General features: G+C 41.7%; 19 protein-coding genes. 16 read left to right on the top strand and 3 right to left on the bottom strand.

What is annotated here, in order from left to right:
• Window positions 1–5 precede the first annotated feature (5 nt).
• The 7 genes from J0X14_RS11920 to J0X14_RS11890 all read left to right on the top strand — a co-directional run bounded on the left by J0X14_RS11920 (window position 6) and on the right by J0X14_RS11890 (window position 7,908).
• Window positions 6–1,466, top strand: coding sequence for an amidohydrolase family protein (locus tag J0X14_RS11920; RefSeq protein WP_207098000.1), 1,461 nt, complete (start codon window positions 6–8; stop codon window positions 1,464–1,466).
• 325 nt (window positions 1,467–1,791) lie between these two features.
• Entirely contained in the window at window positions 1,792–2,727 is a 936-nt protein-coding gene (locus tag J0X14_RS11915) for a DJ-1/PfpI family protein (protein WP_207097999.1), read from the top strand.
• A 2-nt stretch (window positions 2,728–2,729) separates the two neighbouring features.
• On the top strand, window positions 2,730–4,043 hold the full coding sequence (locus tag J0X14_RS11910; protein ID WP_207097998.1) for a sialidase family protein: 1,314 nt from the start codon (window positions 2,730–2,732) through the stop codon (window positions 4,041–4,043).
• Window positions 4,044–4,180: 137 nt separating this feature from the next.
• Window positions 4,181–4,924, top strand: coding sequence for a TolB family protein (locus J0X14_RS11905; RefSeq protein WP_207097997.1), 744 nt, complete (start codon window positions 4,181–4,183; stop codon window positions 4,922–4,924).
• Between the two features lie 159 nt (window positions 4,925–5,083).
• Window positions 5,084–5,542, top strand: a complete 459-nt coding sequence (locus J0X14_RS11900; RefSeq protein ID WP_207097996.1) for a DoxX family protein — start codon at window positions 5,084–5,086, stop codon at window positions 5,540–5,542.
• Between the two features lie 316 nt (window positions 5,543–5,858).
• The gene (locus J0X14_RS11895) at window positions 5,859–6,248 is read left to right on the top strand and encodes a response regulator (protein WP_207097995.1); all 390 of its coding nucleotides are present in this window, start codon (window positions 5,859–5,861) and stop codon (window positions 6,246–6,248) included.
• Between the two features lie 202 nt (window positions 6,249–6,450).
• Window positions 6,451–7,908, top strand: coding sequence for a sensor histidine kinase (locus J0X14_RS11890; RefSeq protein ID WP_207097994.1), 1,458 nt, complete (start codon window positions 6,451–6,453; stop codon window positions 7,906–7,908).
• Here the strand turns inward: J0X14_RS11890 and J0X14_RS11885 are convergent.
• The 3 genes from J0X14_RS11885 to J0X14_RS11875 form a co-directional block, all read right to left on the bottom strand.
• Complete coding sequence (locus J0X14_RS11885) at window positions 7,900–8,847, bottom strand: threonine/serine dehydratase (RefSeq protein WP_207097993.1); 948 nt, start codon at window positions 8,845–8,847, stop codon at window positions 7,900–7,902. The two genes, J0X14_RS11890 and J0X14_RS11885, sit on opposite strands and share 9 nt — an antisense overlap.
• A gap of 54 nt (window positions 8,848–8,901) precedes the next feature.
• Window positions 8,902–9,807: a universal stress protein gene (locus tag J0X14_RS11880; RefSeq protein WP_207097992.1), complete on the bottom strand. Its 906-nt coding sequence runs from the start codon at window positions 9,805–9,807 to the stop codon at window positions 8,902–8,904.
• A gap of 83 nt (window positions 9,808–9,890) precedes the next feature.
• Window positions 9,891–10,526 carry a Crp/Fnr family transcriptional regulator gene (locus tag J0X14_RS11875; RefSeq protein ID WP_242528004.1) on the bottom strand — a complete coding sequence of 212 codons (636 nt, stop codon included), beginning with the start codon at window positions 10,524–10,526 and terminating at the stop codon, window positions 9,891–9,893.
• A 174-nt stretch (window positions 10,527–10,700) separates the two neighbouring features.
• On the opposite strand from J0X14_RS11875, the gene J0X14_RS11870 reads away from it, so the two are divergent.
• The 9 genes from J0X14_RS11870 to J0X14_RS11830 all read left to right on the top strand — a co-directional run bounded on the left by J0X14_RS11870 (window position 10,701) and on the right by J0X14_RS11830 (window position 20,717).
• On the top strand, window positions 10,701–13,085 hold the full coding sequence (locus tag J0X14_RS11870) for a heavy metal translocating P-type ATPase (RefSeq protein ID WP_207097990.1): 2,385 nt from the start codon (window positions 10,701–10,703) through the stop codon (window positions 13,083–13,085).
• A gap of 59 nt (window positions 13,086–13,144) precedes the next feature.
• Window positions 13,145–13,354, top strand: a complete 210-nt coding sequence (gene ccoS, locus J0X14_RS11865; protein ID WP_207097989.1) for a cbb3-type cytochrome oxidase assembly protein CcoS — start codon at window positions 13,145–13,147, stop codon at window positions 13,352–13,354.
• Between the two features lie 2 nt (window positions 13,355–13,356).
• Complete coding sequence (ccoN, locus tag J0X14_RS11860) at window positions 13,357–15,555, top strand: cytochrome-c oxidase, cbb3-type subunit I (RefSeq protein ID WP_207097988.1); 2,199 nt, start codon at window positions 13,357–13,359, stop codon at window positions 15,553–15,555.
• 95 nt (window positions 15,556–15,650) lie between these two features.
• On the top strand, window positions 15,651–15,839 hold the full coding sequence (locus tag J0X14_RS11855; RefSeq protein WP_207097987.1) for a CcoQ/FixQ family Cbb3-type cytochrome c oxidase assembly chaperone: 189 nt from the start codon (window positions 15,651–15,653) through the stop codon (window positions 15,837–15,839).
• Window positions 15,840–15,843: 4 nt separating this feature from the next.
• A complete protein-coding gene (locus J0X14_RS11850) occupies window positions 15,844–16,800 on the top strand; it encodes a cbb3-type cytochrome c oxidase N-terminal domain-containing protein (protein ID WP_207097986.1) in 957 nt (318 codons plus the stop codon).
• A 52-nt stretch (window positions 16,801–16,852) separates the two neighbouring features.
• Window positions 16,853–18,262, top strand: coding sequence for a cytochrome c oxidase accessory protein CcoG (gene ccoG / locus J0X14_RS11845; RefSeq protein WP_207097985.1), 1,410 nt, complete (start codon window positions 16,853–16,855; stop codon window positions 18,260–18,262).
• A gap of 11 nt (window positions 18,263–18,273) precedes the next feature.
• Window positions 18,274–18,720, top strand: coding sequence for a FixH family protein (locus tag J0X14_RS11840; RefSeq protein ID WP_207097984.1), 447 nt, complete (start codon window positions 18,274–18,276; stop codon window positions 18,718–18,720).
• A gap of 2 nt (window positions 18,721–18,722) precedes the next feature.
• Window positions 18,723–19,433, top strand: coding sequence for a sulfite exporter TauE/SafE family protein (locus J0X14_RS11835; RefSeq protein ID WP_207097983.1), 711 nt, complete (start codon window positions 18,723–18,725; stop codon window positions 19,431–19,433).
• A gap of 15 nt (window positions 19,434–19,448) precedes the next feature.
• Window positions 19,449–20,717: an acetyl-CoA hydrolase/transferase family protein gene (locus J0X14_RS11830; protein ID WP_207097982.1), complete on the top strand. Its 1,269-nt coding sequence runs from the start codon at window positions 19,449–19,451 to the stop codon at window positions 20,715–20,717.
• Window positions 20,718–20,744: the final 27 nt, after the last annotated feature.

The raw sequence follows: 20,744 nt of genomic DNA, 5'->3' as shown, positions 1-20,744 counted from the left end.
GTCCCATGAAGAAACTGTTTTTTGCTGTCTTTTTAGGTTTTCTGCTGATATCATGTGAGAAAAAGGAAACACTTTCCGGAACTGTTTTGGTTGAGGATGTACATGTGGTGGATGTGGAGACCGGGGAATTGGTTTCCGATCAGAATGTGTTGCTTCAAGGAAATAAAATCTTGGATATTCGGGCTGCGGATGGGAAAGTAAACTATGAAGCAGGTACTGTGATTGATGCTAAAGGAAAGTATATCATTCCTGGTTTATGGGACATGCACGCCCACCCAGATGACCCTGAGGTGTGGCGAATGAACCCCAAAGAGGAAGAAAAAGACCGATTGATGCCCTTGTTTGTGGTGAACGGGGTAACAGGCATCCGCGATATGGGGGGCGATATAAAATTAGTACAACGATGGCGAGAGCTATACAAGGATGGAAAACTATTGGCCCCAAAAATCTACGCCGGTGGCCCTTTGTTGGACGGTCCCAATCCCATGTGGGATGGATCAGTGGGCATTAATGCGCCCGAGGATGCCAAACAGGTGGTGGATTCCTTGATCAAGGAAGGGGTTGATTTTCTAAAGATTTATTCCCTTTTGCCTAGGGAAACCTACTTGGCGGTGAGTGCCTATGCCAATGAAATTGGTTTTCCGTTTGTGGGCCACGTGCCCTACACAGTGCCTCCATCCAAAGCGGCCGAAACTGGGATGAAAAGCCAGGAGCATCTGTTGGAAATCCTCAAAGAATGTGCTGATACGCCATCGGAGGAATTTATGGCGTCCCTTCAAGCTATCGATGACCGCATTGAACGTTCCAATCAACTTAATGATTTTAGGTTGAATACATTCAATACTTCCAAAGCCGATTCACTGTACGGTGTTTTCAAAAAATATAATATATGGCATTGCCCCACTTTGAGCATGTGGTTCAAAAATGCGTGGTATGAAGATGAACTGCGGAAAGACGGTGACTTGGTGGCATATCTGCCTCCCTATTTGAAGGCCTATTGGACCCCTGACCATAACGACCATCTTCAAAATCGAGATAAATTGGGCTATATCGATATCAAAAAACGTTTATATCAACTGTATTTGGATATGGTGAAAAACATGAACGAGCAGGGAGTGATGTTTTTAGCAGGTACCGATGTTGGTGCCAATCCCTTATGCCACCCTGGAGTTGGTGTTCACAACGAATTGGAAGCTTTCACCCAAGCAGGACTGACTCCCGCAGAAGCTTTAAAAACAGCTACCCTGAATCCAGCCTTGTTTTTTGATATTCAAGAAAAATATGGAACGGTTTCCGAAGGAAAAATAGCTGATTTGGTTTTGCTCAACGACAATCCTTTGGAGAGCATCAATAATGTGCGAAAAATTGAATTGGTGATTCGGGAAGGGCAGGTGATTGATGCTGTCAAAATTCAGGAAATCAAGAATTCCATCAAAAAGGAAAATGCATACCCTTGGAAGGAATAGCTTTTTCCTCCGGAAAAGCTGTTTGCAACATCAGAATACGTTGTTAATGAAGGGTTAATGTCCAAATTATACAATTTAAGGTAGTGTACAGGCAGTAAGTTGGTCGGATATAATTTCTACCAACATGTTAAAAAACGTACTTTTTATTTGTCTGCTGGGTGTTTTTCTTACCACCCATTCTCAAAGCTTTGCCCAAATACAAATCCCAAAATATAGTGTGCAATATGTTTGCCCGCCCTGCGGGTGTTCCAAAGATGGACAACATTTTGATGCACCTGCAATTTGCAGCGAATGTAATATGGCATACACGTCTCAATTAAAAGGAATGGAAGATAAACCTAGAAATGGAATTACGAGAAAGACTGTGGCCATTTTGCTGTTTGATGGAGCGGATATTATGGATGTAACAGGACCTATGTCGGTATTTGAACATGCTGGGTTTCATGTGGTCACTGTGGCCAAAAACAGCGAAGCAAAGGCAATTGGGATGTACATGAGGCTATCTCCGGATTATACGTTTGCAAATCTTCCGCAAGTGGATGTGATAACGGTTCCAGGTGGTGGAGCGGCAGAATCCAACCAGGATATGGAAATAGTTCAATGGTTAAAAGAAAGAGATGGCGAAACGGATACCCTATTTTCGGTGTGCAGCGGCGCTTTTTTTTTAGGGTTGGCCGGACTACTGGATGGTAACGATGCCACAACCTTTGCTTCATTGATACCAACCCTTAAAACACAGTTCCCCAATGCCAAGGTTTTGAATGATGTAAAATACACCAATAATGGACATATCATTACGTCATCTGGACTCTCTTCCGGAATTGATGCCTCTTTTGAGGTGGTCGCCAAGTATTATGGAGTGGGAAGAGCCCAAGATGTGGCCAATAGAATGGAATATCCTTGGAAGCGCAAACATGATTACGCCCGGTCGCAATTGGCGGACAATTTTATCCTAAGCATTGGGGATTTGGTCAGGCGTTTTGCCACGAAATACCATTTCTCCGAAGGCGATATGAATACTTGGGAATACAAATACCTGCTTTGGGAGGGGGTGGATGTTTACGAGTTTATGAAATTCATGGCAGATGAGTTACAGAAGCTTCCGGAGTTTGCCTTGGAAAAAGAGACTCGTAAAGAATTGATAGGGGAATACGTCCATCCTGTTTTGGGAAGAGGTCGGGTTGAGTTGAAGCTACAAAATACAGACAATGGTATGGAAGCTTCATTGAGTGCGCAGCGAATAATGAATCCTAATTCTTGAGAATGGGAACCAGGTCAAAAATTTATATCAGTGGATTTCTTTTTGTGCTCTTGGGATGTTTGGGAAAGGCGCAGACTATTCCGGAGTTTGTCAGTTTGGATTCTTCAAAAGATGCATTTCCAGGGAAAAATATCGCCATTCCATCACAATTTGAGACATATCCCATAGTAGAGCCCACTATTGCTTCCCATCCTTCGGACAATGATCATTTACTTGCGGCAGCCATGGTAGTTACAAATAGTAATGACCCTTATCAAAGTTGTAGGTTGTCCAGTTTTGTTTCCAAAGATGGGGGCGAAACATGGAAAGAGACAGCACATGATTATTGGGGGTATGACCCATGGGTGGCATTGTTGCCCAACGGAAAAACCGCTTTAAGTTGGCTAGGTACCCCAAAAAGTTTTAAAAGCCAATTTCCCCTTGCTGTTTTTACTTCAAATGACGGTGGAGAAAATTGGGATTCAAATGTTCAAGTATTTCAAGGTTTGGGCCATGGTCATGACGGAACAAAATTGGTGGGCTCTAAAGATGCATTTTATTTAACAACGGTACGATTCAATGCCAATATGGGAGCAGATGTTGTGCTGTATGAATCGATAAGTAATAGAGGTTTCAAGGAAGTAGGAGCAATTGAAGGACAAGGAAGACGACTTAATTTTTGTGAGCCGGCCATTCTTACCAATGGAACGGTAGTAGTCCCCACCATGCATGGCCAGGGAAAGATTTGGGCCAATGTATACAACCCTGAAACACAAGAAATTTCCGAAACTTATATCGTTTCAAATAACCCTAGGTTGGGAAGGGGGTATTCTAGAATGGCTTCGGATATAGGCAAAAACTCTGATTTTACGGACAGGATTTATTTTGTGAGGGCAGTGGCAGATGGAACACGCTCACAAGGTGTTTGGCTCAATTACTCCAAGGACGAAGGAAAAACATGGACTCCAGAAAAGCGAATTGACCTATTTGAAAATAAAAGACCAAGTAAAGCCAATGTGGCCAGTGTGGCGGTGAATAAAAATGGGGTAGTGGGCATATCTTGGGTAGATGGGCAATTTACAGAAGATCAAAAATCCTATGATGTGTTTTTTTCTATTTCAAAAGATGGAGGGGAGCGTTTTCAACGCCCGATTCGGATAACCGAAGTCAGTTCCAACCCTAGAACAAATGAAAATGGCGATGTGGCCAATAAGTTTATTGGAGGCGGGCATTATTTGGGCATTACTGCCAAGCCCGATGGAAGCTTTCAGCTCATTTGGAGTGATAGCAGAACAGGAATGTTCAAGCTCCAAACCTGTAATGTGAAAATCAAATGAGGAGGTCATGCATTGTTTTTTGCGGATTTCTGTTCATAGGGTTTTTTGGATTTTCCCAAACATTTAGGCCATTTTCAGAAAACCATAACCGCTTGGTGCAGGGCGTCAGTTTTTCACCAGATGGAAAGGTACTTTACATGGCAATTCCGCATAAAGAACGTTTGCAGGCCCTGGGTAAAATAGATTTTAAGGATGCTCCAAGGTTGGCCATATATTGGTCCAAGCAAACCGAAATAGGATGGGGAAAACCTGTCCTTTGGAAGCATTCAGGGACATACAAAGATTATGAACCTACGGCTTCCCCTCTAGGAGATGTTCTGTTTTTTAACTCAAACAGGCCGTTGGAAGGCAGTCAAACCCATGAAAAAAACAATATTTGGTATTCCAGATTCAAAAATGGCGATTGGGAACAGCCCACCAGTCTTTGCAACATAAACACCCCAGAGGAGGAACAGTCGTATCCGACCCTGTCAAAAAAAGGGAAACTTATTTATACTACTGAGGAAAATCAAAATGGGAAAAGTGTCTTTGCTTTGTTCGAAACCGTATTTGAGGGACGTATGACGGAGGCGGGGAAGAGGATACGGTTTCCTAATTTTCACCTAGATGTTTCAGACCCTTGGGTTTCACCTAAAGGTGACTATCTCATATTCACGGCTTTTGCCACCGGGGATTGGCAAAATACGTGTGACCTTTATATCTCTTTTCGCAAGAATGGACAATGGACGAAACCAATCGCCATGACGGAACTCAATAGTTCAGGGCCGGATTTTTCACCTACAGTTTCATCCAATGGTAAATGGATTTACTACCGCAAAAATCATGAGTTTCTAAAGTTGCCCTTTAAAAAGCTGCTCAAGAAATACTCAAAAATGGAATAGCTCTGTTAGTGTCCAATAAGTACAATTTTTATGAGGACCGAGGCGCTATATTTCCTTCAATATTAACTCTTGGTTGGTTGATTGCTTGATTGCTGATTGCCCGTTTATCCAAGTAAACGGGCATTCTTTTATTTGATGAATAAAACGGATATGAAAGGTATGGTACAAAGAATTCTGGCTACAAATATGGATATAACCCCGACTATTTTACGCATTGTTTTGGGGTGCGTAATTTTTGCTGATGGGGCCCAAAAGCTCTTTGGGGTTTGGGGTGGACATGGTCCTTCTTGGACCGTTGCGGCATGGCAACAATGGTGGAATGTTCCTTCTTTTTTAACCTACACCGTAATCTGTATTGAATCTTTTGGAGCTGTTCTATTGGTTTTGGGATTGTTCACCCGGATTTGGGCCTTCTCTATCGGTTTAATAATGTTGGTTGCGGTTTACTTGGTGCACCTTAGATGGGGTTTTTATATGAATTGGTATATGCAACCCCAAATAGGCGAGGGATTTGAATACCATCTTTTGGTTTTGGCCATGGTAATTGTCCTCATACTTACGGGAGGTGGAAGGTGGTCCTTGGATAGATTTTTCATAAAAAGAAACCAAACCACTTAGAAGACAAACAAGGTTAGTATTACTTCAAAATAAAGTAGGGCTGCAATGGATTGCACACGACTGCAAGGGTATAATTTCTGAAAAAACTCTTTTAAAAATTTCTCATAGTTTCCATAATCCGGTACAGCAGGATGTGGCGCTTATAAAAAGTAAGAAAAAGGTTACTTTTCTTTCAAAAAAATGCTTTCTTACTTCTCAAATACAATAAATATTGTCAAATGATGTTTGATTTAGTTGACAAAAATCATTTTTTTCGCTGATTTAACATATCTTTAAAAAAGCGATTTGCTTAACCAAAACTATATTAACTGACTATATGTACAAGGAAATTTATTTGGTCGATGACGAGGACCTTGTGAACACCGTGAATGCAATCCATTTCAGAAGAATGGGAATGGAGGATAAACTAAAAAGCTTTACCAACCCAGAACTGGCACTTGATGATTTAAGGTTTAGGGAAGACCCAAACGTTAAAACATTGATTCTTCTTGATATAAATATGCCGGAAATGAGCGGATTTGAATTCTTGGAATTTATGATGCTTGAAAATTTTCCAGAAACGAACAAAGTTTTGCTCGTTACATCTTCAGAATCGGACGAGGATAGGGAAGAAGCCAAAAAATACGATAAATACGTAAAGGAATTTATTACAAAACCATTACATATCGAACATTTGGAAGATTATCTGCAGGGTTCTTACTTCTAAGTTAAGCGATTTTTATCCAAAATATCTAAAGCTATATCCTTTATATTTGTTTTTAGTTTATTGATATTGCACAGCATTGCTACTTTGTTGAAATTGCTGGTTTATTGCCAAAAATTTTGACAAAAGAGACTTTATGCTGAAAAATCTCGTTAATGCGTTGTCCCCCTTTATAATAAACTGTATGCTAATAAAGTTTTGAAAGGTGAAAAAAAAGCAAGTTCGCATTCAAGATGCAATAGAAATCTTCGAAGACAGTAGTGATGTGGTATGGACCATGGATAAGGAATTCCAGTTGACCACTTTCAACCAAATGTTTGAAAATAAGTTCAAGGAAGAATTTGGCAGAGCTCCAGAGAAGGGCGAAGACCTAAGGGAAGCATATGCCAAGAGTTGGTTTTTTAGTGTTTGTTTGAAAGGCTGTGAAAGGGCATTGAACCACTATCCAACAACTGCAAAGCACACCTTGGTCAAAAATGGTTCTTTCCGAGTTCATGAGTTTGTTTTTCAACCTTTTATGGATATTTCTGGCAAAGTGATGGGGTGTTGTGTCTGGCAAAAGGATATCACCCATGAAGTTGATAACATTCATAGGCTGGAAGATATTGAATCCAGATACAGCGAGGTTCAAAAAATAACCAATGTGGGACATTGGAGCTGGGATATGCATAAAAATGAGATAACATGGTCCAATCAACTGTTTAGGATTTTTGGTCAGGTTCCCGGCGAGTTTGAAGCTACTTTTGAGGCTCTAATGGAAATTATTCACCCAGAAGATCGGGAAGTTTTTAATAAGGATGTTGAGCGATGTATCCAAAAGAATGAGCTGCACGATATTGTCCATAGAATCGTAATCAATGGCGGTGAGGTAAGGTATGTTCATCAAAAAGGTACTGTTTATTATGATGAGAACAACAAACCCTACCGTATGTCGGGCACTACCCAAGATGTGACCAAGGATGTGTTGGCCAATGAGCAGATCGTACAGCAAAACAATGAGCTTCAGAATTTTGTGCGAATCATTTCACATAACCTCCGGGGCCCCATCTCAAACCTCTTGATGTTGGCAAAAATATACGAATGGGGCAAAGATGAGATGAATGATGACATTGTAAAGAAGATTGAGCATACTACAGAAGCCTTGGACCATACTATAAAAGACCTTAATCTTTCTTTGTCCATGAAGAATACGGATAAGGAAAGATTCCGAAAAATTAGATTGGCGGAGGTGATGAAGGATGTGGATGGACTACTTTCCGAAGAAATGGCGAAGACCAATGCCACCATAAAAACCGATTTTTCCAAAGCCGGTTCCTTCCTAGGCCTAAAAAGTTATTTTGTCAATATTTTATATAACCTTATTCTTAATGCCATCAACTATGCCAAGGAAGACGTAAAGCCCATTGTTGAGATTTCAACCCAAGCAACAGATGATGCCTTATTGATCCAGATTAAGGACAATGGAATTGGCATGGAACTTACCCCGGAAAGGGAAAGGAAGATTTTTACGATGTACGGTAGGCTTAGCGGAGAGACCCTCGGAAAAGGGTTGGGACTGTACTTGGTAAAGACCCAAGTGGAGGCCATGGATGGGAAAATTGAGGTGGAAAGTGAAATAGAAATCGGTACTACCTTTACAATTACGTTTCCTAAGTCAGCCTAGCCTTTTAAAAGGTAAATTACCAACGTCAACATTTCCCCCAGAGACGATCACCCCTACTTTTTTGCCGCTAAACTTTGCTTTTTTGGTTAAGATTGCTGCAAGGGCCACTGCGCTGGAAGGTTCGCAGACAATCTTGAGCCGTTCCCAGATTAATTGCATGGCAAAAACGATTTCCTCTTCTGTTACCCGAATTATTTCTTCCACATGTTTTTGGATAATGGGAAAATTTCTATTCCCCAACTGGGTTTTAAGACCATCGGCTATGGTATTTGATGTGGAATTCTGCTCTATTTTTCCACTTTGTAGGGAGCGATATGCATCGTCAACCTCAAACGGTTCGCCCCCAATGGTTTTGCATTCATTTCCAAAGTAAAAAGCGGCAAGGGCGGTTCCTGCGATCAATCCCCCACCACCAACAGGAGTCACCACGTAATCTAAATCAGGATGGAACCCCAATAGCTCCATACAAGCTGTGCCCTGACCTAGGATTACAGCATCATCATTAGAAGGATGAATAAAAGTTGCTCCGTATTTTTCCTGAATCTGTTTTGACTCTCGCTCACGAGCTTCCAAGGTAGGCTCACATTCAATAATCTGACCTCCGTATCCTTTTACCGCATTTTTCTTTACTTGGGGAGCATTTTCCGGCATCACAATATAAGCCCTCACCCCAAGACTTTGTGCAGCCAAAGACAGAGCTTGGGCAAAATTCCCCGAAGAATGGGTCACTACCCCATTTTGCTTTTGCTTTTCGGAAAGTTGCATAATGGCATTGGCAGCTCCACGCATTTTAAAAGCACCCATGCGTTGAAAGTTTTCGCACTTGAAAAAAAGGGCTGCCCCTACCATTTCATCAATGAGACGGGAAGTTAAAACAGGGGTGTTGTGGATAAAGGGCTTTATCCGCGCATGACATTCGATCAGCAATTGTTTGTCCATGAAAAATCCTTATGCTTTATAGCATAAAGATAGGAAGCCAAACGCTATTTATTGCTATTGATACGCCTGTTGCTCCACCTTTTCATCAGAACTGGAAGAAACCCCTTCCATGCCCAATTCGGGAATCACGAACAATGGTATTTGCGTGTGGAACGCTGCTCGTTTTACAATGGGCTCCCGTGTCATTTTTTCCATATAACTGTGCTGATAGTTCAACAAAGCCAACAAATGGATATCCAGTTCTTTGGAGAAGATTTCCAAAGTTTGGGACACCGAATTGATTTCAGAAACTGTGTGTACATAATGTTCCACACCTTTGAGATACCTTCGCAACATGTTTAGATTAAACTGCTGTAGCTCGGAAAGTGCCTTAATGCCATATTGCACATGTACAATGCGTATGGCCGAATTGAACATCCTGGCCATTTCTATCAACGGCATTAATTCTGAAGTGGTATAAAATCGGGTAAAGTCAGTTGCAAAAGCAATTTCTGAAGGCGTGGTATAATCATAATTGTATGGAATGGCCAAAACAGGACATTTTTTGGTGTTCTTTATGATGCGAACCGTATTACTGCCCATAAAAACTTCATCAATACCAGAAGCACCTTTGGTACCAGTGACCACTAAATGGATTCCCAATGAGTCAACAAGATCTTTGACTTCTTCAACCAAAAGATTAAAGGAGGATATGGTTTCAAAACTATGGTTGGGATTACCATATTTGCTCTTGATTCGGTCTACCGTTTTCTTTAGACTCTTTTCTGAAGTGTCCCTTACCGCATCTACAATGCGTTCACCATCAATCATTTTGGCCATAAATCGGCTGCTGGGAATTACTGGTGTATATGTATTCAGCAAATAAAATGTACAATGCTTGTTACGAAACAATTGCATGGCATAATCAATGGCATTCCATGCATTTTCCGAAAAATCCGTAGGTATTAAAATCTTTTGCATCGGACTAAGTTTAAGATGCAATAAAATTACCGCTATGCCTAAGGGGATTCTATGACAATTATCAGCTTTTGAAAAATGAAACTTTAAAAGCCTTCAACAAGCTCCATGAGTTTGCGTTCATCTTTAATGCCGATTTTTTTCCCAGAAGTATGGATGTACCCTTTTTTCTTGAATTCAGAGATTATTCTGATAGCAGATTCGGTAGCGGTGCCCACTACATTGGAAATATCTTCGCGGGAAAGTGTTAGAGCCAAAAAGCCCTCTTCATCTTCGCCAAAGTTGTTTTTGAGGTAAAGAAAAGCCTCTGCAATTCGTTGTTTAACGGTCTTCTGTGAAATATTAACTATGACGTCATCGGCCTCCTTAAGATCATGGGCCATATGGCGAAGTACCTCAAGGGTAAAGTTGGGATTCGATTGTAGGGTATGGGTAATGCTTTCCTTGGGAATAAAGCAAACCTCCATATCACTTACTGCAATGGCAGACAAATTGGTACACTCCTCAGAGATTACGGATCGTTGCCCCATTACCTCACCTTTGGTGGCCAGCTTTACAATCTGGTCCTTGCCATTTGCGCTCAATTTGGAAAGTTTGGAAACACCATTTCGGACACAATACACTCCATTGAGTTTATCGCCTTCCTCAAAAAGGGGCTCCCCCTTTTTTATGGTTCTTGTGGTTTTGGTGTCAGAAACTTTTTTTAACTCCTCCTTGCTCATGGCACGTAAAGAGTTAAACTGCCTGATTATACAATTTTCACACCTGCTTTCCATAACTGATTAGTTTACCTGATGGAACAAAATTAATGGATACCAGCCTGTAATTTACTGATAAATATCATATTTTTAAGGAGAAGAGTATTACAAATTTGCATCAGGTAAAGCAAATGTGAAATGACAGACTCAACCTGCTATCATTGTGGGGACGAATGCGGAAAAAGCTCTGTTCAGTTTGATGATAAAGATTTTTGCTGTAATGGCTGTAAAACAGTTTACGAGATTTTTACATCGAACGGCCTGTCCACTTTTTATGAAATAGAGGGCAAGGCAGGGACAACCCCGAACGAGATTCGTCAGAAATACGATTTTTTGGACAACCAAGAAATCGTACAACAGCTCTTGGAATTTAATGAAGACGGTGTACAGGTGGTCAGTTTAAGCATTCCAACCATTCATTGCAGCTCCTGTATTTGGGTTTTGGAAAACCTGAACAAGTTGCATTCCGCCATTAAAGTTTCACAGGTTGACTTTCCCAAAAAGACCATTCGAGTCACTTACAAAACAGAAGATTTTTCATTGAAAGCCTTGGCGCTTTTGTTGGGGAGCATTGGGTACGAGCCCTATATCTCTTTGGAGGAGTACAATAAGAAAGGAAAAAAAGTAGACCGTTCCCTGATATACAAGTTGGGCGTATCAGGTTTTGCCTTTGGTAATGTGATGCTGTTTTCGTTTCCCGAGTATTTTGAGGTGGAGGAATTTTGGTTAGATCAATACAAACATGTTTTTCGTTGGTTGATGTTTGCCTTCTCCCTTCCCGTGGTCTTTTATGCTTCGCAAGATTATTTTATTTCGGCTTATAAGGGTATTCGTTCCAAATTATTGAACATTGATGTGCCCATTGCCTTGGGTATTTTGACCCTGTTCCTTAGGAGTACGGTTGACATTATTTTTGATTTGGGATCGGGATTTTTTGATAGTCTAACAGGCTTGGTTTTCTTCTTGTTGCTGGGGAAATTTTTTCAGCAGAAAACTTACGCCTATCTATCCTTTGAGCGGGATTACAAATCCTATTTTCCAATAGCCGTTACCCGTCTGAAGAAAAACGGGGAAGAAGAGAATGTTCAAATTTACAATATTGAAGTAGGGGATAGGGTGCTGATACGTAGCCATGAGATTATTCCTGTGGATTGTATCCTCATCAAAGGAACTGCCGAAATCGATTACAGTTTTGTAACGGGTGAGTCCGAAGCTGTTTTTAAAGAATCGGGTGAAAAATTGTTTGCGGGAGGAAAACAACTTTCGGGTGTTCTGGAGGTTGAGGTGTTAAAATCCGTATCCCAAAGTTATTTAACCCAACTATGGGGCAACTCGGTATTCTCAAAAGACAAAGCGAGTCAATTCCAGGCCCTGACAGACAGTATTGGAAAACGATTTACCATCGCGGTGTTGAGCATTGCTACTTTGGCCACCATTTTTTGGCTGATTTTTGATCCGAGCTTGGCACTCAACGTGTTCACATCAGTATTGATTATTGCCTGTCCCTGTGCCATTGCGTTGGCAGCTCCGTTCACATTGGGCAATATGCTCCGCATTTTTGGGAAGTATAAATTCTATTTAAAAAATACCAACGTAATTGAACGCTTGTCAAAAATTGACACCGCTATTTTTGATAAAACGGGAACGCTCACCACCAATCAAAAAGATACCATACATTATGAAGGTATGGAACTTACGGAGGAAGAAACAGCACTCTTGAAAACCACATTGCGGGCATCCAACCATCCACTGAGCCGATCCTTGTATAATATTCTAAAATCCAATGCCATTATGACCCTTGAGGAATTCCAGGAGCATACCGGAAAAGGCATCGAAGGAAAATACAATGAGCATTCCATAAAAGTGGGTTCCGCATCCTACGTGGGGGAAAGCAAATCCAATGCATTGACCAATACCACGGTTTATGTAAGTGCCGATGAAGATGTAAAAGGAAGGTTTGTCTTCAAGAACACCTATCGAGATGGAATGAGCCAAATATTTGACGAGTTGTCGGCAGATTTGGAACTGGGCATTCTTTCGGGCGATAACGATGGTGAAAAAGAGCAGCTTCAAAAAATGCTTCCTGAAAAAACAACGATGCTATTTGACCAAAAACCAGAGGATAAGTTGGAATACATCAAAAGTCTACAGGAAAAACACAAGGTTTTGATGGTTGGCGACGGATTGAATGATGCAGGAGCCTTAGCCCAAAGTGATGTAGGTTTGGCCGTTTCGGAGAATATCAACGTGTTTTCGCCAGCTTGTGATGGCATTTTAGATGCCAGCAAGTTGCGAATGCTACCAAAGTTCATAAAACTGTCCAAAAAATCCATTGGAATCATAAAAATGAGCTTTTTGTTGTCGCTCTGCTACAATGTGGTGGGATTATATTTTGCTGTCACAGGCCAGTTACAGCCCGTGATTGCAGCTATTTTAATGCCCTTAAGCTCTATTAGTATAGTGGTGTTCACCACCTTGGCCACAAATTATTTCGGTAAAGAACTAAAAAATTTAGAAAGCTGATATATGTCATTTTTTGCGCAATACCATCACAGTAGTTTTACCGCTAAATTCAGGCAGGTATGAGTGTTATTTATGTGTTGTTGGCCATAAGCATAACGGTGGCCCTAGTCTTTTTTGTAGCCTTTGTTTTTTCGGTGAAAAGCGGACAATACGATGATACCTATACCCCATCAGTAAGAATGTTGTTTGAAGATGAGGTGGTCAAAAACAAGGATAAATCGAACCTAAATAAGAAGGAAATCAAACAAACTAAAAGCACAAACCAATAAATATGGAAATACAACAGTTCCGTTACGATAACAAAATCGTACAAAAGTTCTTATATGCCACCATCCTATGGGGAGTGGTAGGTATGGCCGTAGGTCTCTTGTTGGCCTTTATGTTTTTGTTCCCCAATGTTACAGAAGGTATCTCTTGGTTGAGTTTTGGGCGTTTACGTCCATTGCACACCAATGCCGTGATCTTTGCATTTGTGGGGAACGCCATTTTTGCAGGGGTGTATTACTCGCTACAACGTTTGTTAAAAGCAAGAATGTTCAGTGACACCCTGAGTAACATCAACTTCTGGGGCTGGCAATTGATCATTGTGGCAGCAGCCTTGACCTTGCCTTTGGGATACACAACTTCCAAAGAATATGCCGAATTGGAGTGGCCGATAGATTTAGCCATCGCAGTCGTTTGGGTAATTTTTGGTTGGAACATGATCGGCACCATCTTAAAAAGAAGACAAAGGCACTTGTATGTGGCCATTTGGTTCTACTTGGCCACGTTTGTCACCGTAGCGGTGCTACACATCTTTAACAGTTTGGAATTGCCTGTAACTGCATTGAAGAGCTATTCAGTGTACGCTGGTGTGCAAGATGCGCTCGTGCAATGGTGGTACGGTCACAATGCCGTGGCATTTTTCTTGACCACACCTTTCTTGGGGTTGATGTACTATTTTGTTCCCAAAGCGGCAAACAGGCCTATTTACTCCTATAGATTGTCCATTGTCCACTTTTGGTCGTTGATATTCATTTATATCTGGGCAGGCCCTCACCACTTGTTGTATTCTTCTTTGCCCGATTGGGCGCAGAATCTGGGTGTGGTATTCTCCGTAATGTTGATCGCTCCATCTTGGGGTGGTATGATCAACGGTTTGTTGACCCTTCGGGGTGTTTGGGATAAAGTGCGTACCGATGCCACATTAAAATTTATGGTAGTTGCCATTACCGGTTATGGTATGGCCACTTTTGAGGGTCCAATGCTATCGTTGAAAAACGTAAACGCCATTGCGCATTTTAGTGACTGGATTATTGCCCACGTTCACGTAGGGGCCTTGGCCTGGAATGGGTTCCTGACCTTTGGTATGATCTATTGGTTGGTACCTCGAATGTTCAAAACAAATTTGTACTCCAAAGGATTGGCCAATTTCCACTTCTGGATTGGAACCTTGGGTATTGTATTGTATGCCCTACCGATGTACGTGGCAGGATTCACCCAAGCCTTGATGTGGAAAGAATTCAACCCAGATGGTACATTGGTGTACGGTAACTTCTTGGAAACTGTTACCCAGATTATCCCAATGTATTGGATGCGGGCCATTGGTGGTTCCCTATTTATCTTGGGGATGTTTATACTGCTCTATAATGTGGTGATGACCATAAGGTCAGGCAGCAAGGTTGAAGATGAAGCAGCAGAAGCTCCGGCATTGGAACGCGTTACTAAAAGACGTGTGGCTGGTGAAACCTTCCACAACTGGTTGGAAAGAAAACCCGTTCAATTGACCATCTTGGCTACAATTGCCATATTGATTGGAGGTATTGTGCAGATAATCCCGACCATTTTGGTGAAATCCAACATCCCTACCATAACAAGTGTCAAACCGTATACACCATTGGAATTGGAAGGAAGAGACCTTTATATCAGGGAAGGTTGTGTGGGATGTCATTCGCAAATGATCAGACCGTTCCGAAGCGAAGTGGAGCGTTATGGCGAATATTCCAAGGCAGGGGAGTTTGTGTACGACCACCCATTTTTGTGGGGTAGTAAGCGTACTGGCCCTGATTTAGCTAGAGAGGGTGTTTCAGGTAGACTTCATGGCGGTAAATCTGACAGTTGGCATTTCAAACATATGTATGATCCTAGGTTGCTAGAAGATAAGTCCCTGATGCCTGCATATCCATGGATTATTAGAAATGAGCTAGATAAAAGCGACACACAAAAAAAGATGCGGGCAATGGTCAAGCTTGGAGTTCCTTATTCGGAGGATGATATTGAAAATGCCTATGAATCGATGGAAACACAAGCTTTGAAAATAGTTGAGAACCTAAAAGTAGACCCAGATTTAGAAGTGTCATTTAGGGAGGATAGACAAAGAGCCCAAGATGAAGGTGTTGAATTTATTGAAATTAAAGATCGAGAAATCGTAGCCTTGATCGCCTATCTACAGCGATTGGGCACCGATATTAAGATAACTAATGCTGAATAATAAAAAATCATGAAACCAGAGTCAAGAACCAAGACACAACTAAAGCAGACTTCAAAGTCCTGTGTCTTGATTCTTGTCTCTAAAATCTAATAACCATGTTGAAATTTGTAAAAGAACATATGGAAACCATTGATGGGATAGCGAACTACCCCATGGTTTCTCTCCTCATCTTCTTTGTGTTTTTTGTTCTCTTGTTTTGGTGGGTGGTAACCGCTACCAAGGAGCACATAAAGGAGATGTCTGAACTCCCCTTGGATAACGAAGATCAACACAACAAACTATAATAGTATGAGCACAAAAACACCTTGGTGGATACGAGTCCCGGTTTTATTCTTTTTGATCTTCGGATTGATGGAATTCTTTATAGACTCCGGTGAGAAACCCGCAATAATTGAATATCCCATCACGCAGTTTTTTATGCTGTTGGTGCTGATGATTCTTATTGCCATAGAATTGATTTTAGCTTCCATTGAGAACATTATGTTCCAGACCCTTTCAGAAGAAGGTAAGGAGCGCTATTTGGAAACTAAAAGCAAGAAATACGAATGGACATGGGTCAAAAACCTCTATAAAAAGCTTACCAAAAGTCGCTCCATAGAACGTGAGGGAGAAATTATCATGGACCATAATTATGATGGTATCCGTGAATTGGACAACGTACTGCCTCCGTGGTGGGTGTACTTTTTCTATGCAACCATAATATTTGCTGTTGTTTACATGATACGTTTCCATGTTATTGGAGATTATGACCAAGCACAGGAATACGAACAAGAAGTGGCCGAAGCGCAAGCAGCTATTGAGGAATACAAAAAAACAGCTAAGGATTTAGTGGATGCCAGTACGGTGGAATTTTTGTCTGATCCTGCTGATTTGAGTGCAGGTGAGAAGATTTTTACAACCAATTGTGTGGTTTGTCACATGGCAGATGGTGGAGGTGGCATTGGCCCCAACCTTACCGATGAATACTGGATTTTGGGAGGGGGTATCAAAAATGTCTTTACCACAATTTCCGAAGGAGGTCGTGATGGGAAAGGAATGGTCGCCTGGAAACAGAGCTTTAAGCCAGCCGAAATTGCACAGGTGGCGAGCTTTGTGCTTACATTGGGCGGGACCACACCCGCCAATCCAAAGGCACCTGAAGGGGAAATTTGGGTAGACCCCAATGCCCCTGAAGAGAGCGGAACAGAATCTGCACCATCAGAAATGGAGCAGGCCACAGATTCAACAGATGTTGCCATGAATTAGCCCTAATCAGGGACGTCTATGGTAGAATAATGAATGGATAAATCACAGTTCGATGGAAGAGAATTTTAGGGATTCCATAGGCACAATCACACAAGAAGGCAAAAGAAATTGGATATTTCCAAAGAAACCCAGTGGACGGTACTACGATTATAGAAAGTATGTGAGTTACTTTCTGCTGATTTTCTTGATAGCAGCTCCTTTTGTTAAAATCAATGGGCATCAATTTTTGATGTTCAATGTGTTGGAGCGCCGGTTCAATATTTTTGGACTTCCGTTTTGGCCCCAAGATTTTCATTTGGTGGTGGTTTCCATGATCATTGGCGTAATTTTCATTGCCCTGTTCACCGTCGCTTACGGACGAATATTCTGTGGTTGGATGTGTCCCCAGACCATTTTTTTGGAAATGGTCTTCCGTCGAATCGAATATTGGATAGATGGGGACAGGGGTGCGCAAATGCGTTTGGCCAAAGCACCTTGGACGGGTAAAAAAATCTGGAAAAGGGTGTTGAAGTGGAGTGTCTTTTTTATTATTTCATTTCTAATAGCCAATGTCTTTTTAGCCTACTTGATTGGCAGTGACGAACTGATTGCCTATATCACTGATGGTCCCGTGGCCCATTTGGGAACTATGATTCCACTGCTGATTTTCACAGGGGTGTTCTATTTCATTTTTGCATGGTTCCGGGAGCAGGTGTGTATCATTGCCTGTCCATACGGTAGATTGCAAGGAGTTCTGTTGGACAATAAATCCATTGTGGTGGCCTATGATCATAAACGGGGCGAAGGTGAAAACGGACGTAAAAAGTTCAGAAAGAACGAGGACCGGGAAGCGCTGGGACATGGTGATTGTATAGACTGTTTCCAGTGTGTGAACGTTTGCCCTACGGGAATTGACATCCGCAATGGAACCCAGTTGGAGTGCGTAAACTGCACCGCTTGTATTGATGAATGTGACCATATTATGGATAGCATCGATAGACCCAGAGGGTTGATTCGCTATGCGAGTGAGGACGAAATCACCAAAAAGGCCAAGTTTAAGTTTACGCCTCGAATGAAAGGATATACAGCAGTGCTTACGGTATTGACCGGGATTTTGATTGGCATGTTGTTCTTGCGAAATGAAGTTGAGGCCAATATTTTGCGATTGCCCGGCCAGTTGTACGAGCGTAAAGAGAACAACATCATCAGCAATGTGTATACCTACAAATTGGTGAACAAGACCACTAAGGATATCGAAAATGTTTCCTTTGAACTAATGTCGCATAATGGGGAGATTAAGATGGTGTCCCAAGATACGTTCACGGTTCCCGCAGAGGAATTGGCAGAAGGCACCTTGTTTATTGAAATAAATGCATCAACGTTGAACGGCGATAAGGATAAATTGAAAATTGGCGTGTATAGTGGTGATAAACTCATAGAAACTACAGTAACCCAGTTTTTGGCACCAAGGAGTTATAATTAAAAAAGATTGAGATGAAAATTAATTGGGGAACAGGAATCGTATTGGCATTTATAGGTTTTATCACCTTCATTCTATACTTCGTCTTTAGAATGAGCACGGATGATAGGGCCAACCATGATCTGGTGACAGAGGAGTATTATAAAAAAGAATTGTCCTATCAACAGGAGATAGATGCCTCAAAAACAGCATCAGAAATGAAGGCCAACCTAACCATTGAAAAAACAGATGAAGGCCTAATGATTTATTTTCCCGAGCGTTTCGAACCTAAAAAAATAAGTGGTACAGTGTCCCTTTATAGACCGTCTAACAAGCACTTGGATTCTAACTTTCCTATAAGTTTGTCCAATACACATTTGCTCATACCTGACAATCGCTTGGTAGACGGTCGCTGGGACATTTCCATAAGCTGGGAATACGAAGGTAATTCCTTTTTACATAAAGAAAAATTGGTGTACTGATCATGTTAACATCCGCATTGGTATTGGGTCTTTTGGGAAGTCTGCACTGCTTGGGCATGTGCGGGCCAATAGCTTTTATGCTGCCCTTGGACCAGGCCAACAATGTAAAGAAGACTGCACAGTTGTCCATTTATCACTTGGGTAGGTTGCTGGCCTATGGAGTCATTGGGGTGCTTTTTGGCCTTTTGGGTAAGGGATTGTCCTTGTTCGGAATTCAACAGAAGCTTTCCATTGGTATTGGTGTACTTATGATTGTTCTTGTTCTACTTCCAAGCAAATACATGAGCGGTCACAAACTATTTTCGCCCATATATTCCATAATTGGAAAGGTGAAGTCCAAACTTGGGTCCGAACTCAAAAAGAAGACACCGGATACCTTTTTGACCATTGGCTTTTTGAATGGATTTTTGCCCTGTGGCTTGGTGTATATGGCCCTTTTGGGAGCCATAGCCATGGGAAATGCATTGGAGGGGGGATTTTACATGATGATTTTTGGTCTGGGAACGGTACCCCTCATGTCTTTTGTGGTCTATTCCAAAGGAATGTTCAGTACTTCCATAAAAGCTAGAATACAAAAATTGATACCGGTATTTGTGGTCATTATTGGCCTATTGTTTATTATACGTGGACTGGGATTGGGAATACGTTATGTTTCTCCTAAACCAGCTCCTGCAAATGCAATAACGGCGACCATTGAGTGCCATCAACCTTAAAAAATAAAATCTAAAATGAAAATAACATCAGCGGAAGAAGCAGTAGGAATTGTTAAATCAGGAGACCGGGTCTTCTTCCAAGGAGCAGCCATGACCCCTAACGAATTGATTGATGCTTTATGCGACAGGCATGGAGAGCTTAAAGATGTAGAGATAATTTCCATCCATACCGAAGGGGATGCAAAGTATACGAGAAAGCCGTTTTGTGAAGCTTTCACCCTGAATTCATGTTTTGTGGGGGGCAATGTAAGACCCTTCGTCAATACGTATATGGGGGATTATATTCCCGTTTTTTTGAGTGAAATCCCTTGGTTGTTCGCTGATGAATATTTGCCATTGGATGTGGCCTTTGTGCAAGTTTCACCACCAGATAAACACGGGTATTGTTCTTTGGGAGTTTCAGTTGATGTGGCACTACCGGCTGTACGAACGGCCAAAAAAATTGTGGCACAAATAAATCCCCAGGTGCCCCGAACCCATGGTACTGGGATTGTGCATGTGGATGAGATTGTTTTTGCTACAGAGGTAAATAGACCTATTCACGAACATGAACCCACTGAAATATCAGATACCGAACATAAAATAGGGAAACACGTGGCCTCATTAATAGAAGATGGCGCTACCTTGCAAATGGGAATAGGGAATATACCCAATGCGGTGCTATCCAACTTAGGGAACCATAAAAACCTGGGTATCCACACCGAAATGTTCTCTGATGGCGTATTACCTTTGATAGAAAGTGGGGTCATCAATGGAAAGGAAAAAGCGGTAAAACGAGGCAAAATTGTGAGCTGCTTTGCGGTAGGCTCCCATAAACTCTATGACTTTATAGATGACAATCCCATCTGTGATTTTAGGGATTCTGGGTATACCAATGACACGGCTAGAATCCGGAGAAATCCAAAAGCAACAGCTATCAATAGTGCCATAGAAATTGACCTTACCGGTCAAGTTTGTGCGGATACCATTGGCGGCTACCAGTTCTCTGGAGTGGGTGGGCAAATGGATTTTATGCGGGGAGCGTCGCTTTCACCAGGTGGAAAACCCATCATAGCCATGTCATCCAGCACAAAGAAAGGAGTCTCTAAAATAGTACCCTTTCTAAAGCAAGGTGCAGGGGTGACCACCACTCGTGCCCACATGCACTACGTGGCCACAGAATATGGTGTGGTAAATCTTTTTGGGAAAAATCTGCAACAACGAGCCAAGGCTTTGATTTCCATAGCGCATCCTGACCATAGGGAATCCTTGGAAAAAGAAGCCTATAACCGATTTCACGGATAAGTTTCTATTTGAATAATGAACTAAAAA

Origin of the sequence: Allomuricauda sp. CAU 1633 (assembly GCF_017313225.1) — a bacterium.
GTDB lineage: Bacteria > Bacteroidota > Bacteroidia > Flavobacteriales > Flavobacteriaceae > Flagellimonas.
Note: the sequence above shows the minus strand (reverse complement) of the source record. Positions and strands in the feature narration are given on the sequence as shown.